Source organism: Vibrio sp. 16 (genome assembly GCF_963681195.1).
GTDB lineage: Bacteria > Pseudomonadota > Gammaproteobacteria > Enterobacterales > Vibrionaceae > Vibrio > Vibrio sinaloensis_D.
The window spans coordinates 1,772,797-1,788,227 of record NZ_OY808997.1 but is presented as its reverse complement, the minus strand read 5'-3'; the positions used below and the strand labels follow the sequence as shown (position 1 = coordinate 1,788,227).

General features: G+C 45.8%; 15 protein-coding genes. 14 read left to right on the top strand and 1 reads right to left on the bottom strand.

The window, feature by feature from the left end:
• Positions 1-48 precede the first annotated feature (48 nt).
• Positions 49-927, bottom strand: coding sequence for a type I methionyl aminopeptidase (map, locus tag U9J37_RS08060; protein WP_005473449.1), 879 nt, complete (start codon positions 925-927; stop codon positions 49-51).
• Between the two features lie 377 nt (positions 928-1,304).
• Between map and rpsB the strand changes: the two genes are divergently transcribed.
• The 14 genes from rpsB (at position 1,305) to lpxB (ending at position 15,426) form a co-directional block, all read left to right on the top strand.
• The gene (rpsB, locus tag U9J37_RS08055) at positions 1,305-2,033 is read left to right on the top strand and encodes a 30S ribosomal protein S2 (protein ID WP_005473591.1); all 729 of its coding nucleotides are present in this window, start codon (positions 1,305-1,307) and stop codon (positions 2,031-2,033) included.
• Positions 2,034-2,164: 131 nt separating this feature from the next.
• The gene (gene tsf, locus U9J37_RS08050; RefSeq protein ID WP_005473579.1) at positions 2,165-3,007 is read left to right on the top strand and encodes a translation elongation factor Ts; all 843 of its coding nucleotides are present in this window, start codon (positions 2,165-2,167) and stop codon (positions 3,005-3,007) included.
• A 151-nt stretch (positions 3,008-3,158) separates the two neighbouring features.
• On the top strand, positions 3,159-3,890 hold the full coding sequence (gene pyrH, locus U9J37_RS08045; protein ID WP_038139540.1) for a UMP kinase: 732 nt from the start codon (positions 3,159-3,161) through the stop codon (positions 3,888-3,890).
• Positions 3,891-3,987: 97 nt separating this feature from the next.
• Positions 3,988-4,545 carry a ribosome recycling factor gene (frr, locus tag U9J37_RS08040; RefSeq protein WP_038139537.1) on the top strand — a complete coding sequence of 186 codons (558 nt, stop codon included), beginning with the start codon at positions 3,988-3,990 and terminating at the stop codon, positions 4,543-4,545.
• A gap of 99 nt (positions 4,546-4,644) precedes the next feature.
• Positions 4,645-5,400: a polyprenyl diphosphate synthase gene (locus U9J37_RS08035; RefSeq protein WP_005475343.1), complete on the top strand. Its 756-nt coding sequence runs from the start codon at positions 4,645-4,647 to the stop codon at positions 5,398-5,400.
• Positions 5,401-5,411: 11 nt separating this feature from the next.
• Positions 5,412-6,254: a phosphatidate cytidylyltransferase gene (locus U9J37_RS08030; RefSeq protein ID WP_043887288.1), complete on the top strand. Its 843-nt coding sequence runs from the start codon at positions 5,412-5,414 to the stop codon at positions 6,252-6,254.
• A 41-nt stretch (positions 6,255-6,295) separates the two neighbouring features.
• Positions 6,296-7,504, top strand: coding sequence for a 1-deoxy-D-xylulose-5-phosphate reductoisomerase (ispC, locus tag U9J37_RS08025; RefSeq protein WP_005475284.1), 1,209 nt, complete (start codon positions 6,296-6,298; stop codon positions 7,502-7,504).
• Complete coding sequence (rseP, locus tag U9J37_RS08020) at positions 7,501-8,859, top strand: sigma E protease regulator RseP (RefSeq protein WP_005475346.1); 1,359 nt, start codon at positions 7,501-7,503, stop codon at positions 8,857-8,859. The genes ispC and rseP overlap by 4 nt, the downstream gene beginning before the upstream one ends.
• A 38-nt stretch (positions 8,860-8,897) precedes the next feature.
• Positions 8,898-11,306 carry an outer membrane protein assembly factor BamA gene (gene bamA, locus U9J37_RS08015; protein WP_005475325.1) on the top strand — a complete coding sequence of 803 codons (2,409 nt, stop codon included), beginning with the start codon at positions 8,898-8,900 and terminating at the stop codon, positions 11,304-11,306.
• Between the two features lie 19 nt (positions 11,307-11,325).
• A complete protein-coding gene (locus U9J37_RS08010; RefSeq protein WP_005475287.1) occupies positions 11,326-11,835 on the top strand; it encodes an OmpH family outer membrane protein in 510 nt (169 codons plus the stop codon).
• A gap of 6 nt (positions 11,836-11,841) precedes the next feature.
• Positions 11,842-12,873, top strand: a complete 1,032-nt coding sequence (gene lpxD, locus U9J37_RS08005) for a UDP-3-O-(3-hydroxymyristoyl)glucosamine N-acyltransferase (protein WP_005475323.1) — start codon at positions 11,842-11,844, stop codon at positions 12,871-12,873.
• Positions 12,874-12,969: 96 nt separating this feature from the next.
• Complete coding sequence (gene fabZ, locus U9J37_RS08000; protein WP_038139751.1) at positions 12,970-13,422, top strand: 3-hydroxyacyl-ACP dehydratase FabZ; 453 nt, start codon at positions 12,970-12,972, stop codon at positions 13,420-13,422.
• Between the two features lies 1 nt (position 13,423).
• Complete coding sequence (gene lpxA / locus U9J37_RS07995; protein WP_005475344.1) at positions 13,424-14,212, top strand: acyl-ACP--UDP-N-acetylglucosamine O-acyltransferase; 789 nt, start codon at positions 13,424-13,426, stop codon at positions 14,210-14,212.
• A gap of 71 nt (positions 14,213-14,283) precedes the next feature.
• The gene (gene lpxB, locus U9J37_RS07990) at positions 14,284-15,426 is read left to right on the top strand and encodes a lipid-A-disaccharide synthase (RefSeq protein ID WP_005475309.1); all 1,143 of its coding nucleotides are present in this window, start codon (positions 14,284-14,286) and stop codon (positions 15,424-15,426) included.
• Positions 15,427-15,431: the final 5 nt, after the last annotated feature.

The following is a 15,431-nucleotide window of genomic DNA, read 5'->3' as shown; positions in this document are numbered from 1 at the left end:
AAAAAAATATCCCCGACTGAGCGGGGATATTAAGTGTATTGGTTACAATTAAGCGTTGTTCATCATACGCGGGATTGTGTCGTCGCTACGCAGTGTGAGCACCTCGCAGCCAGTACTGGTCACCAAAATGGTGTGTTCGTACTGAGCTGACTTCTTACCGTCGCCTGTGTACACAGTCCAATCGTCTTCAGCATCAACCGTAACACCAAACTTACCCGCATTAATCATTGGTTCGATAGTGAAACACATGCCTTCTTTCAATACGCGGCGATCGTTGTTTTTGTAGTGGACGATTTGCGGCTCTTCATGGAACTCATTACCGATACCGTGACCACAGAAGTCTTTAACAATCGAGAACTTGTTGCGTGGGTTCTTCTTGTTGTTCTCTTTGATGTACTTCTCGATAGCGGTACCAATATCGCCCACTGTTGCGCCCGGCTTCACTTTACGCATACCGACGTAGAGTGCTTCTTGAGTCACCATGCAAAGGCGTTTGTCCGCAGGAGAAACATCGCCAACGAAGAACATTTTAGATGTGTCACCGTGATAACCATCTGGACGAACGCTAAGATCTGCGCCTTCTTCATTTGGGATAATCACTGTGATATCGACGTTGATAATGTCACCGTTTTTAAGTACCGCTGGCTTCAATTGACCGTTGCTACCCACTTCATCTTGAGATGCCGGGATACCATGACACACAATGTGGTTGATGGATGTACAAATAGACTTAGGAAACCCGTGGTAATCAAGAGGTGCAGAGTACGCGCCTTTTTCAATCCCATAATCGTGACAGATTTGGTTTAACTCGTCTGTCGTAACCCCTTCTTTAATATGAGGTTCAATCATCTCTAGGATCTCAGCGGCCAACGCGCCCGCTAGTCGCATACGTTCGATTTCTTCAGCTGTTTTAATCTTGATTGACATCGGCTTTCTCTATTTACTTCGCTAGCACCAGTTGGTGCGAATGGGCGCATTCTATCAGGAACAGTTGAGAATGTGTATTACTGGCAATTCCTTACTATTCGAGTGGTTGTACGCTGTTTCTCAATGATTGGATGACTTTTGCACACTACGTGTTGGTTTTTTTACTAGCCAGATAGAGCAAAAATATGGTATAAAGCGCGCCGGAAATGTGGTCAGTTCTCTTCACTTCTCATCGATGAAGCGGCGATGCTGGTCAGTTCCATATATACTTTTATCTTTAAATCACACACATTCCGACACATATTCCGGGGTGCTGGGCAGAAGCCTAGTCGGAGTTATGGGGAATGTGGAGGCCTAACCCCATAGAGGATTTTAAAATGGCAACTGTATCAATGCGCGATATGCTGAAAGCTGGTGTTCACTTCGGTCACCAAACTCGTTACTGGAACCCAAAAATGAAGCCATTCATCTTTGGTGCTCGTAACCGCGTTCACATCATCAACCTAGAAAAAACTGTACCAATGTTCAACGAAGCTCTAGCTGAACTAGCTAAAGTTGGCGAGAAGAAAGGTAAAGTTCTATTCGTAGGTACTAAGCGCGCTGCATCTGAAGCTGTTAAAGAAGCTGCTATCGCAAGCAACCAGTACTACGTAAACAACCGCTGGTTAGGCGGTATGCTTACAAACTACAAAACTGTTCGTCAGTCAATCAAGCGTCTAAAAGATCTTGAAGCTCAGTCTCAAGACGGTACTTTTGACAAACTAACTAAGAAAGAAGCTCTAATGCGTACTCGTGAAATGGAGAAGCTAGAGAAATCTCTTGGTGGTATCAAAGACATGGGCGGCCTACCAGACGCTCTATTCGTAATCGACGCTGACCACGAGCACATTGCGATTAAAGAAGCAAACAACCTAGGTATTCCAGTTTACGCTGTAGTAGATACTAACTCTAACCCAGACGGCGTTGACTACATCATCCCAGGTAACGACGACGCAATCCGCGCAGTACAACTATACCTAAACGCTGCGGCAGCTTCAGTAACTGAAGGCCGTAACAAAGACGTAGCTGTTGTTGCTGAAAAAGACGTTTTCGTAGAAGCTGAATAATAGCGGCTCCTAGTCACACTTAGACTATGTGCAACCTTGTTGTAGCATATACTGAGTTATAGTTATCAACAGGGGCCGAAAATGTAGGCCCCTGTTTTTTACCAAATCCAGAATCAACTGAGGAATAGAGAATGGCTGTTACTGCTGCTCTAGTTAAAGAACTGCGCGAACGTACTGGCGCAGGTATGATGGAATGTAAGAAAGCGCTTGTTGAAGCAAACGCTGACATCGAACTAGCAATCGAAAACATGCGTAAATCAGGTGCTGCTAAAGCTGCTAAGAAAGCAGGTAACGTAGCGGCTGAAGGCGCAATCATCATCAAAGAAGACAACGGTGTTGCTGTTCTTCTTGAAGTTAACTGCCAAACTGACTTCGTTGCTAAAGATGGTAACTTCACTGCATTCGCAGAGAAAGTTGCAGAAGCTGCTCTAGCTTCTAAAGCTACTGTTGAAGAGCTAGTTGCTCAGTTCGAAGAAGAGCGTGTTGCTCTTGTTGCGAAAATCGGCGAAAACATCAACATCCGTCGCGTTGCTTACGTTGAAGGTACTGCAATCTCTTCTTACCGTCACGGCGAGAAAATCGGTGTAGTTGTTGCTGGCGAAGGCGATGCAGAAACTCTTAAGCACGTTGCAATGCACGTTGCTGCTTCTAAGCCAGAGTACGTTAACCCAGAAGACGTACCAGCTGACGTAGTTGCTAAAGAGAAAGAAGTTCAAGTTGAAATCGCTATGAACGAAGGCAAGCCTGCTGAGATCGCAGAGAAGATGGTTGTTGGCCGCATGAAGAAATTCACAGGCGAAATCTCTCTAACTGGTCAAGCGTTCATCATGGAGCCTAAGAAATCTGTTGGCGAAATGCTGAAAGAAAAAGGCGCTTCAGTTTCTACATTCGTTCGCCTAGAAGTTGGTGAAGGTATCGAGAAAGCTGAAGAAATGAGCTTTGCTGAAGAAGTAGCTGCAGCTCAAAAAGGTTAATCCTTAGAGAAGCGCACAAAATTTAGACCGTAGCCAAGGCTGCGGTCTTTTTATGACTAGGGATGTAAACGATTAGCCGTGATGAATACAGACTGCTCAGTCTGTATTCATGACTGTTAATCAATAACTCTCTTTTTGGAAGGTAAACTCCATGACAACTAACCCTAAACCAGCGTATCAACGTATTCTGTTAAAACTGAGTGGTGAAGCTCTTCAAGGTGAAGACGGCTTTGGCATCGATCCAGCGGTACTTGACCGTATGGCACAAGAAGTAAAAGAGCTGGTTGAGCTTGGTGTTCAAGTTGGTGTGGTTATCGGTGGTGGTAACCTTTTCCGTGGTGCAGGTCTTGCGGAAGCGGGCATGAACCGCGTAGTCGGCGACCACATGGGTATGCTAGCAACAGTAATGAACGGCCTAGCGATGCGTGATGCTCTGCACCGTGCTTACGTGAATGCTCGTGTGATGTCTGCTATTCCTCTAAAAGGTGTATGTGACGATTACAACTGGGCAGATGCGATTCGCGAACTGCGCCAAGGCCGTGTTGTTATCTTCTCTGCTGGTACAGGTAACCCATTCTTTACAACCGATTCTGCGGCATGTTTACGCGGTATCGAAATCGAAGCTGACGTAGTTCTAAAAGCAACAAAAGTAGATGGCGTATTTACGGCTGACCCAGTAGCAAACCCAGACGCAGAGCTGTATGATAAGCTTTCATTTAACGCAGTTCTTGAAAAAGAACTGAAAGTAATGGATTTGGCAGCATTCACATTGGCTCGTGACCACAAAATGCCAATTCGCGTATTCAATATGAATAAACCAGGCGCACTACGTCGCGTGGTTATGGGTGAAGCAGAAGGCACGCTAATCAGCGACGCAGAGTAATTCCAATCACCGTAGCACGATTTGTGCTACGGTATTGCCTTTTGAAGACTCCCGCTTAGGCTTTCTTCGAGAAAGATTTACACATTAAGGTGATATTGTGATTAACGAAATCAAACAAGACGCTCAAGAGCGCATGGAAAAAAGCGTAGAAGCGCTAAAGAACAACCTATCTAAAGTTCGTACAGGTCGTGCACACCCAAGTCTATTGGCTGGTATTTCAGTTGAGTACTACGGTGCACCAACTCCTCTAAATCAAGTTGCTAACGTAGTAGCAGAAGACGCACGTACACTAGCAATCACAGTATTCGATAAAGAGCTGACTCAGAAAGTTGAGAAAGCGATCATGATGTCTGACCTAGGCCTGAACCCTATGTCTGCGGGTACTATCATTCGCGTTCCCCTTCCACCGCTAACAGAAGAGCGTCGTAAAGACCTTGTTAAGATTGTTCGTGGCGAAGCAGAAGGTGGTCGTGTTGCTATTCGTAACATCCGTCGTGACGCAAATGGCGAGCTAAAAGCACTGCTAAAAGACAAAGAAATCTCTGAAGATGAAGATCGTAAAGGTCAAGAAGAGATCCAAAAGCTAACGGATGCTGCTGTTAAGCAAGTCGACGAAGTGCTAGCAGCAAAAGAAAAAGAGTTGATGGAAGTCTAATTCCTCTACAAACTCTCCTTCTAAAGAGCGCTGTGCTCGCAGCACAGCGTTTTTTTATGCTACTCTCTGTCCTTTGCTGATTACCTATCAATTTCTTATATGCAAAACTCACATCTCTCTCCAGACGTTCTTCCTCAACATATTGCAATTATCATGGACGGCAATGGCCGTTGGGCTAAAGCGCAAGGTAAACCTCGCGTGTTTGGTCATAAAAATGGTGTTGCTGCTGTTAGAAAAGCGATTTCTACTTCCGCCAAACTCGGCATTAAAGCGATCACTTTATTTGCTTTCAGCAGTGAAAACTGGCGTCGCCCTGAAGAAGAAGTGGGAGTATTGATGGAGCTGTTTATCACGGTTCTTTCAACCGAGATTAAGAAGTTGCACAAAAATAACCTTCGGCTCCGAGTTATCGGCGATACGGCGCGTTTCAATGATAGGTTACGGAAGAAAATTGCTCAGGCAGAAGAGTTGACAGCGAATAATACTGGCATGGTGGTGAACATCGCCGCGAACTACGGTGGTAAGTGGGACATCATGCAAGCGACAAAGGCTCTGGCTAATAAAGTCGCAAACGGCGAATTACAAGCGGACGAGATTACTGAGGAAATGATGACTCAGCATTTAACCATGTCCGATTTGCCTGAAGTTGATCTCATGATTCGTACCAGTGGTGAGTGTCGAATCAGTAACTTCATGCTCTGGCAGATGGCCTACGCAGAAATGTATTTTACGCCTATCTATTGGCCAGAATTCGATGAAAATAGCTTAGTTGAAGCAGTGACTTGGTTTGTTAATCGAGAAAGAAGATTCGGTTGTACCGGTGAACAAATCAAGGCATTGATGGAAAGCGAATAAAGGATCCAAGTTTGAAACAAAGAATAATAACAGCGCTCATCCTTGCTCCATTAGTGATTCTAGGAATTTTTGAGTTGTCGCTTCCCTTATTTACAATAGCGATTGCTGCGGTAATGATGATCGGTTACTGGGAGTGGACGCAATTTGTTGAAGCAAAATCTCGTGTTTTGGCGCTAATCCCAGCAGTATTGGTCAGCGGGCTGAGTCTAGCGCTTGTCCCTTTTGATGCTTTTAGTTTGAACCAAATCGTAGAGCCGCACTATGCCATCCTAGCGGTTGGGTGTGTGTGGTGGCTTGTGTCTAGTACTCTCGCGATCACATACCCGAAATCGGCTTCATTATGGCAACACTCTCCTGTGCTGCGTCATCTCTTCGGTATATTAACGCTTTTACCTTTCTTTTGGAGTGTACTGCTCCTTCGTGCCGAAGGGATTGAAACCGACGCTTATCACGGTGCTAAGTTAGTGCTTTACGTTTGTTTGATTGTCTGGGCTGCTGACAGCGGCGCTTACTTTGCTGGTAAGAGCATGGGTAAGCGCAAAATGGCGCCAAATGTCAGTCCCAACAAAACCATTGAGGGCTTGATTGGCGGGATTGTTACCGCAATTATCGTCGGATGGGGAGCGGCAAGCTGGTTTGATATTGAATTTACTAGCCCGTTTATCATGATCGTGATTACGCTGATTACCGTGGTGATTTCCGTTCTGGGTGATCTGGTTGAAAGTATGTTCAAGCGCGTCTCCGGGATAAAAGACAGCAGCAATATTATTCCCGGCCACGGTGGTGTGCTTGATCGCATTGACAGCCTCACAGCGGCATTTCCTGTTTTTGCATTTCTTTACTTCATTTTTTAGGCAAGCTTCGGCTTGCCTAAGTCACAAATCGGTTTCTTGCTATGCGTAAGCTAACAATATTAGGTGCAACTGGTTCGATCGGCGCGAGCACGTTTAAAGTCATCGAACAAAACCCCGAACTGTTTTCTATTGTCGCACTTGCGGCGGGAGGAAATGTTGAGAAAATGCGTGAGTTGTGCCTGAAATGGCGACCTAAGTATGCGGTGATGGCATCGGACTCGGCGGCTTTACAGCTCAAACAGCAGTTAGTGGCACTTAAAATTGATACTGAAGTGTTGTCAGGTATTGAGGCCATGTGCGACGTATCCTCGATGGATGACGTTGATACTGTAATGGCTGCGATTGTTGGTGCTGCGGGTCTGTTACCGACGATGGCGGCAGTCAAAGCGGGTAAGCGTGTGCTGCTTGCAAACAAAGAAGCCTTGGTGATGTCTGGACAGTTGTTTATCGATGCGGTTAAGCAGTCTGGCGCTGAGCTTATGCCTGTTGATAGCGAGCACAACGCAATCTTCCAATGCTTACCAAGTGATATCCAAACCAATCTTGGTCGCTGCGATTTAGCACAGCATGGTATCTCAAACATTCTGTTAACCGGTTCTGGTGGGCCTTTCCGTTACAGTGATATCGCATCACTGAACTCAGTCACTCCTGAACAAGCCATAGCTCACCCTAACTGGTCGATGGGGCCAAAAATTTCAGTCGACTCGGCGACCATGATGAACAAAGGTCTTGAGTACATTGAAGCGAAGTGGCTGTTTAACACCACTCGAGAACAATTAAAGGTATTGATTCATCCTCAATCTGTTATCCATTCGATGGTGCAGTACAAAGATGGCTCAGTATTGGCGCAGATGGGCGAACCAGATATGGCGACGCCGATTGCGCTGACCCTGTCTTACCCTGAACGTGTTGCGGCGGGTGTGGCTCCGCTAGACTTTACTAAAGTTGGCGAGCTCACTTTCTTAGAACCTGATTACAACCGCTATCCATGTTTAAAACTCGCTATCGACGCCTGCTACGAAGGTCAGCATGCAACAACGGCACTGAATGCGGCAAATGAAATCGCGGTGGCTGCGTTCCTCGATAGACAGTTGTCATTTACAGACATATCGGTCATTAACCAGAAGGTTTTGTCAAAAGTCTGTGCTGATACCCATCAGTCGCACTGTAGTGACTTGGAAAGCATACTTGAGGTCGATAGAATGGCGAGATATTTAGCAACCAACTGGGTTAGTGAGCGTAAGCTATGACAGGTATTTTGTGGAACTTCGTATCCTTTATTGTTGCGCTGGGAATATTAGTCGCTGTCCATGAGTTCGGCCATTTCTGGGTTGCTCGCCGCTGTGGTGTAAGAGTCGAAAAATTCTCCATTGGCTTTGGTAAGGCCATTTGGAGCAAAGTAGGAAAAGATGGCACAGAATACAGCGTCTCGATGATTCCACTGGGTGGCTACGTCAAGATGCTCGACGGGCGTGTCGATGAAGTCTCTGACGCCGACCAACGTTTTGCTTTTGATAAAAAGCCACTTTGGAAGCGCAGTGCGATTGTCGCTGCAGGCCCTGTGTTCAACTTCTTATTTGCCATTATCGCCTACTGGCTTGTGTTTATGATCGGCGTTCCGGCGGTCAAGCCCGTTGTCGGCCAGGTTACCCCTTATTCTATTGCTGCCCAAGCAGGGTTGGAACAGGGAATGGAACTTAAATCCGTTTCTGGCGTCAAAACCGCAGATTGGGAATCGGTCAACATGGGGTTGATTGCTCATATTGGTGATGAACGTCTGACGATGACGGTTGCCCCTTCCGACGGCGTCGGCGTTGAGCAAACCCTCTCTTTTGATCTTACCGAGTGGAACTTTGACCCTGAAAAACAGTCTGCTATGTCAGCGCTTGGCTTTGTTCCTTTTACGCCAGAGATTTCAACCAAGCTTATCAATGTGACGCAAGGCAGCGCTGGTGAGCGTGCTGGATTAAAAGTCGGAGATACTCTGCTCGCGATTGACGGTGTCGCCATCACAGATTGGCAGCAAGTCGTTGATGCGATTCAGCAGCATCCGAATGCTTCACTGCCGCTTCAAGTTGAACGCGATGGTGAGCGTGTCTCCCTGACTATCATTCCAGACAGTCGTGAGATGAAAGGTAAAGGCGAAGTCGGTTTTGCTGGAATCGCCCCAGAGGTCGCAGAATGGCCGGAAAGTTATCGCTTCGACTTACAATTTGGTGTAATTGAATCAGTCGGGAAAGCGGTTGAAAAAACCGGACAAGTGATTGATCTGACCATCAGCATGTTGAAAAAGCTGATTGTTGGCGATGTAGGACTTAACAACTTAAGTGGACCCATTTCAATAGCGAAAGGGGCAGGGACGACCGCCGATTATGGCTTGGTTTACTTCCTTGGTTTCCTTGCTCTTATTAGTGTCAACTTAGGGATAATTAACCTTGTGCCGTTACCTATGTTAGATGGCGGACATCTATTGTTTTTTGCTATTGAGGCTGTAATAAGACGCCCAGTCCCTGAGAAAATTCAGGAAATGGGGTACCGTGTAGGCGGAGCAATTATCTTCTCTCTTATGGCAGTGGCAATTTTCAATGATTTTGCTCGTCTCTAACTGGGCAAAGGTTGTAGTAAGGAATAACTAAAACAAATATGGCGATGAAAAAGATTCTACTTGCCACAGCACTCGCAACAAGTATGAGTGCAAATGGTGCCGAAAGCTTTGTTGTCCAAGATATTCAAGTTGAAGGCTTGCAACGTGTGACACTTGGTGCTGCGTTGTTGAAAATGCCAGTCCGTATTGGCGATGCCGTCGACAATGAAGATATCTCGCAAATCATTCGAGCTCTCTACGCATCTGGCAACTTCGAAGACATTAAGGTTTTACGCCAAGACAACGTGCTCGTTGTTCAAGTAAAAGAGCGTCCTACCGTATCAAGTATCTCGTTCTCTGGTAACAAGGCGATCAAAGAAGAGCAACTGCAACAGAATCTAGATGCTTCTGGTGTCCGAGTTGGTGAAGCGCTTGACCGCACGACTTTGGCCAATATCGAGAAGGGTCTAGAAGATTTCTATTACAGTGTTGGTAAGTACAACGCGAACGTAAAAGCGGTGGTCACACCGCTCCCACGTAATCGTGCTGATTTAAAGTTTGTTTTCTCTGAGGGTGTTTCAGCCAAAATTAAGCAAATTAACTTCATTGGTAATGACGTCTTTTCTGACGATGAGCTACTTGGCCGCTTTGAGCTTAATGTGGATGTCGCTTGGTGGAACTTCCTATCCGATGACAAATACCAAAAGCAAGTTTTAGCTGGCGATATTGAAGCACTTAAGTCGTACTACTTAGACCGTGGCTACCTGAAATTTAAAGTTGATTCTACACAAGTCTCAATTTCCCCTGACAAAAAAGGGGTCTACATTACCTTAGGCTTGGAAGAAGGCCAGCCATACTCGGTCAAAGACGTGAAGTTCCGTGGTGACCGTGTTGTTGGTGAAGACGAGCTTAACGATCTCATTTCATTTGAGATGGGTGAACTCTACAACGGCTCAGCGGTGACGAGCTTAGAAGAGAACGTCAAACGTTTATTGGGTGAAGCTGGTTATGCTTACCCTCAAGTGCGCACCATTTCTGAGTTTGATGATGAGACTCAAGAAGTTTCTTTGGTGGTCAATATTGAAGCGGGTAAACGTATTTACGTGCGAGATATCCGTTTTGTGGGTAACAACTCGACCAAAGATGAAGTACTGCGCCGAGAAATGCGTCAGATGGAAGGCAGCTGGCTGAACTCTAAGGCGATTGATACTGGTAAGAGTCGACTAAATCGTCTCGGTTTCTTTGAAACGGTTGATGTACAAACTGTGCGTGTTCCGGGCAGCGAAGACCAAGTGGATTTAGTATACAGCGTAAAAGAGGCGAACTCAGGCAGCGTTAACTTCGGTATCGGCTACGGTACAGAATCTGGCGTGAGTTTCCAGGTTGGATTACAGCAGGACAACTTTATTGGTACTGGTAATCGTGTTGGTATTAACGCGATGATGAACGACTACCAAAAGAACGTGAGTTTGGACTATCGTGACCCTTACTGGAACCTTGATGGTGTCAGTCTTGGCGGTAAGATCTTCTACAACCAGTTTGAAGCGAAAGAAGCGGGTATCGTTGACTACACCAACGAAAGTTACGGCGCTAGTTTAACATGGGGCTTCCCATTCGATGAATTGAATCGCTTTGAGTTTGGTGTGGGTTATACCCATAACAAGATTGGTAACGTGCCGACTTATGACCAAGCGCAGCTGTTTGCTCAAAGTATTAATCAGCCAGATGGCGACATCATCACCAATGACTTTGACTTGAATGCGTCTTGGACACGAAACAACCTTAACCGAGGCTATTTCCCAACGGCGGGTAACTACCAACGTGCATTTGCTAAGGCAACAGTACCAAGCTCAGACGCTCAGTACTTCAAGCTACAGTATGACGTTAGACATTACATTCCGTTGACCAAAAAACACGAATTCACGTTACTTATGCGTGGTCGTTTAGGTTACGGTAATGGTTACGGCCAAACGGATGGTAACGACAACTTGTTCCCATTCTACGAAAACTACTACGCGGGTGGTTTCACCTCTCTTCGTGGCTTTAGATCGAATACCGCGGGACCAAAAGCGGTGTACACAATAAACAGCAATCCATCGTTCTGTAGTAGCTCATCGTGTGTCAACTCGACCGATGACTCAGTAGGTGGCAATGCGGTTGCTCTGGCGAGTCTTGAGCTGATTGTGCCGACGCCTTTTGCATCTGATGAAGTGCGTAACCAAATCCGCACCAGCATGTTCCTTGATGCGGCAAGCGTTTGGGACACAGAATTCGTCTATGATGAGACGATCACAGATCGTTACTACATGGACTACTCGGATCCAACCAACTACCGCGCATCATACGGTGTGGCGTTGCAATGGATGTCACCAATGGGACCTCTGGTCTTCTCAGTGGCGAAACCGATTACAATTTACGAAGGTGATGATGAAGAATTCTTCACTTTCACCATCGGCAGAACCTTCTAATTTGAAAGGAAATTATAAAGTGAACAAAACAATTAAAGCGGCTGGTATTGGCCTATTAGTAATGACGTCTTCTCTATTTGCTCACGCGGCAGAAGCTGCGCAAAAAGTAGGCTATGTAAATACCGCTCAAGTGTTCCAAGCACTACCACAACGTGAAGTTGTCCTGCAAAAAATGCAGGAAGAGTTTAAAGACAAGGCTGATGAGCTAAAGTCTATTCAAGCAGAAGCAAAAACGAAGATCGAAAAGCTAAAGCGTGATGGCGAGTTATTAGGTCAAGATGAAGTTGAGAAACTACGTATTGAAATCGGTCAGCTAGACAGCAAATACAAAATCAAAGCTCAGGCTCTAGAGCAAGCGTCAGCGCGTCGTGAAGCGCAAGAGAAGCAAAAGCTATTTAAAGTTATTCAGGATGCAGTGAAGAAAGTCGCTGAGAAAGAAGGTTATGACATTATTGTTGATATCCAGACCATGCAGTATGGCAAGCCTGAGTACAACATTTCAGAAAAAGTAATCAAACAACTAAAATAATCGTTTATGACAGCAATCTCTTTAGCCGATTTGGCAACTATTACTGGGGGAGAGCTCCATGGTGATGCAAGTGCAATGGTCACCATGGTTGCACCAATGGACAAAGCACAGGAAGGTGACGTTACTTTCCTGTCTAATCCTAAATACGCTAAGCACCTTGCTGACTGTCAAGCGACGGTAGTGATGGTAAAAGAAGCTCAACGCGAAGCGTGTAGTGGTAATGTACTTGTGGTCGATGACCCTTACGTCGCTTTTGCTAAAGTGGCACAAGCTCTCGACACTACACCTTCACCGGCAACCTCAATTGCGCCTTCAGCGGTGATCGCTGATGATGTTAAGTTGGGTGATAATGTCTCCGTTGGCGCAAATGCCGTGATTGAATCTGGGGTAGAGCTCGGAGACAACGCGGTGATCGGTGCGGGCTGCTTTATTGGCAAAAATGCGAAAATTGGTGCCAATACCAAGTTATGGTCGAATGTCAGCATTTATCATGACGTGGTATTAGGGGATGATTGTTTAGTTCAAGCGAATACAGTGATTGGCTCTGATGGCTTTGGTTATGCCAACGAGAAAGGTGAATGGATTAAAATTCCACAACTTGGCTCGGTCATTATTGGCAATCGTGTAGAAATTGGCTCTTGCACGACGATTGACCGTGGCGCGCTCGAAGATACCATTATTGAAGATAACGTTATCTTAGATAATCAGATGCAAATCGCTCACAATGTACAGATCGGATATGGTACAGCTATGGCTGGTGGTACGATTGTTGCTGGCAGTACTAAGATCGGCAAATACTGTATCATTGGCGGTGGTACGGTTATTAACGGTCACATTGAGATCGTTGATGGCGTGACTATTACTGGTATGGGCATGGTCATGCGTGGCATCTCAGAAAAAGGTATGTACTCATCTGGGATCCCATTACAGCCAAATAAAGAGTGGCGCAAAACTGCGACTCGCGTTCATCGTATTGATGAAATGAACAAGCGTCTTAAAGCGGTTGAAAAGCAGTTAGAGCAAGACTCGGAATCTTGATTCCAGTCTTGATCAAAAAGGCTCGCGAATTGCGAGTCTTTTTCGTCTATAATGCCAGCCGAAAACATATTTAGCATTCGATATAGGAATATGACTTTGACTACTGAAAAGAAAACGATGAACATCACTGAAATTCAGGAATTACTCCCTCATCGCTACCCATTCTTGCTGATTGATCGCGTGACTGACTATCAAGAAGAGAAGTACTTAACGGCGATTAAAAACGTTTCAGTGAATGAACCTCAGTTTACAGGTCATTTCCCACAACTACCTGTATTCCCTGGTGTGTTGATCCTGGAAGCAATGGCTCAGGCGACGGGCCTGTTGGCATTTAAATCATTTGGCGCGCCATCTGAAAATGAACTGTACTACTTTGCTAGCGTCGACAAAGCAAAGTTCCGCAAACCAGTTGTACCAGGTGACCAATTGGTTATAGAAGTTGAGTTTGTTAAAGAGCGTCGCGGTATTGCAGCGTTTAACGGTGTTGCAAAAGTCGACGGCGAAGTCGTATGTTCAGCAGAGCTGAAGTGCGCCCGTCGAGAGTTTTAATATGATTCACGAAACTGCTCAGATCCATCCTTCGGTTGTTATTGAGGGTGAGGTAAAAATTGCAGCCAACGTGACCGTCGGTCCATTTACTTACATCTCAGGTAATATTGAGATTGGTGAAGGAACTGAAGTGATGTCTCACGTTGTGATCAAAGGCCATACAACCATTGGCAAAGATAACCGTATTTTCCCACATGCGGTCATTGGTGAAGAGAACCAAGACAAGAAATACGGTGGTGAAGCCACGACAGTTGTAATTGGTGACCGTAACGTCATACGTGAAGCGGTACAAATCCACCGAGGCACAGCGCAAGATAAGGCAACAACCGTTATCGGTGATGACAACCTTCTTTGCGTCAACGCACACATCGCGCATGATGTGATCGTCGGAAACCATACGCACGTGGGTAATAACGCTATTCTTGGTGGACACGTTACAGTGGAAGATTACGCAGGGGTCATGGCTTTGTCTGCGATTCACCCGTTCTGTAAAGTCGGTGCGTACAGCTACATTGGTGGTTGTTCTGCTGTGGTTAAAGATGTTCCACCGTACGTTCTTGCGCAAGGCAACCACGCGACACCGTTTGGCTTAAACCTTGTTGGCTTACAGCGTAATGGCTTTGAAAAAGCAGAGCTAAGAGCGCTGCGTAATGCGTACAAAGAGTTCTATCGCTCTGGTAAAACCCAGGCAGAAGCGAAAGAAGTGCTGGAAGAAATGGCGAAAGATTGGCCATCAATTAAGCACTTTATTGAGTTTGTGGAAACCTCTGAGCGTGGCGTTATTCGCTAAGCCATCCCATGATTAATTAAAAAGATCGCAGCCATCGGTTGCGGTCTTTTTGCGTTTATAAAGTGAGTAAAATGGAAAAACCACTCAGAATTGGCATTGTTGCGGGGGAGTTGTCAGGTGACACGCTCGGGGAAGGCTTTATCAAAGCGGTCAAAGCGCAATATCCTGACGCCGAGTTTGTCGGTATTGGCGGACCCAAGATGAAAGCACTAGGCTGTGAATCTCTGTTTGACATGGAAGAACTCGCTGTCATGGGATTAGTTGAGGTACTTGGCCGATTACCGCGTTTACTCAAAGTAAAGGCGCAACTGGTGAAGTATTTTACTGACAATCCACCTGATGTTTTTGTTGGTATCGATGCGCCTGATTTCAACTTACGTCTAGAGTTGGACCTGAAACAAGCTGGCATCAAGACGGTCCACTATGTTAGTCCATCCGTATGGGCTTGGCGTCAAAAGCGCATCTTTAAAATCGAAGCCGCAACCAACTTAGTGTTAGCATTCTTGCCCTTTGAGAAAGCGTTTTACGACAAGTTTAATGTGCCTTGCGAGTTTATTGGCCATACACTGGCTGATGCCATTCCGTTGGTTTCAGAGAAAGCACCAGCTCGAGAACTATTAGGTCTTGAGCAAGATAAGAAGTGGCTTGCGGTTCTACCTGGAAGCCGCGGCAGTGAGCTAAAAATGCTCTCCCAACCATTTATTGAAACCTGTAAAAGGCTACATAAAACGCATCCTGACTTAGGATTTGTGGTGGCGCTGGTAAACCAGAAGCGTCGAGAGCAATTTGAACAAGCTTGGCAAGAGTTTGCTCCTGAGCTTGATTTTACCTTGGTCGATGATACTGCGCGTAATGTTATTACAGCGGCTGATGCGGTATTACTCGCATCGGGGACTGTTGCTCTAGAATGCATGCTGATCAAGCGCCCTATGGTGGTTGGATATAAGGTAAACGCCATCACCGCGTTTATCGCTCGTCGCCTAGTGAAAACAGATTATGTATCACTGCCAAACATTCTAGCTGAGCAAGAGATCGTCAAAGAGTATTTATTGGAAGAGTGCACTCCTGATAATTTGGCGCCCGAAGTTGAGCGTTTGCTAGGCAGTGATGGTCAGCAGATGATCGATAAGTTTACAGAGATGCATCACTGGATTCGCAAAGATGCGGATACCCAAGCTGCGAATGCAGTTCTGGCATTAATTGGTAAGAAATAGATACT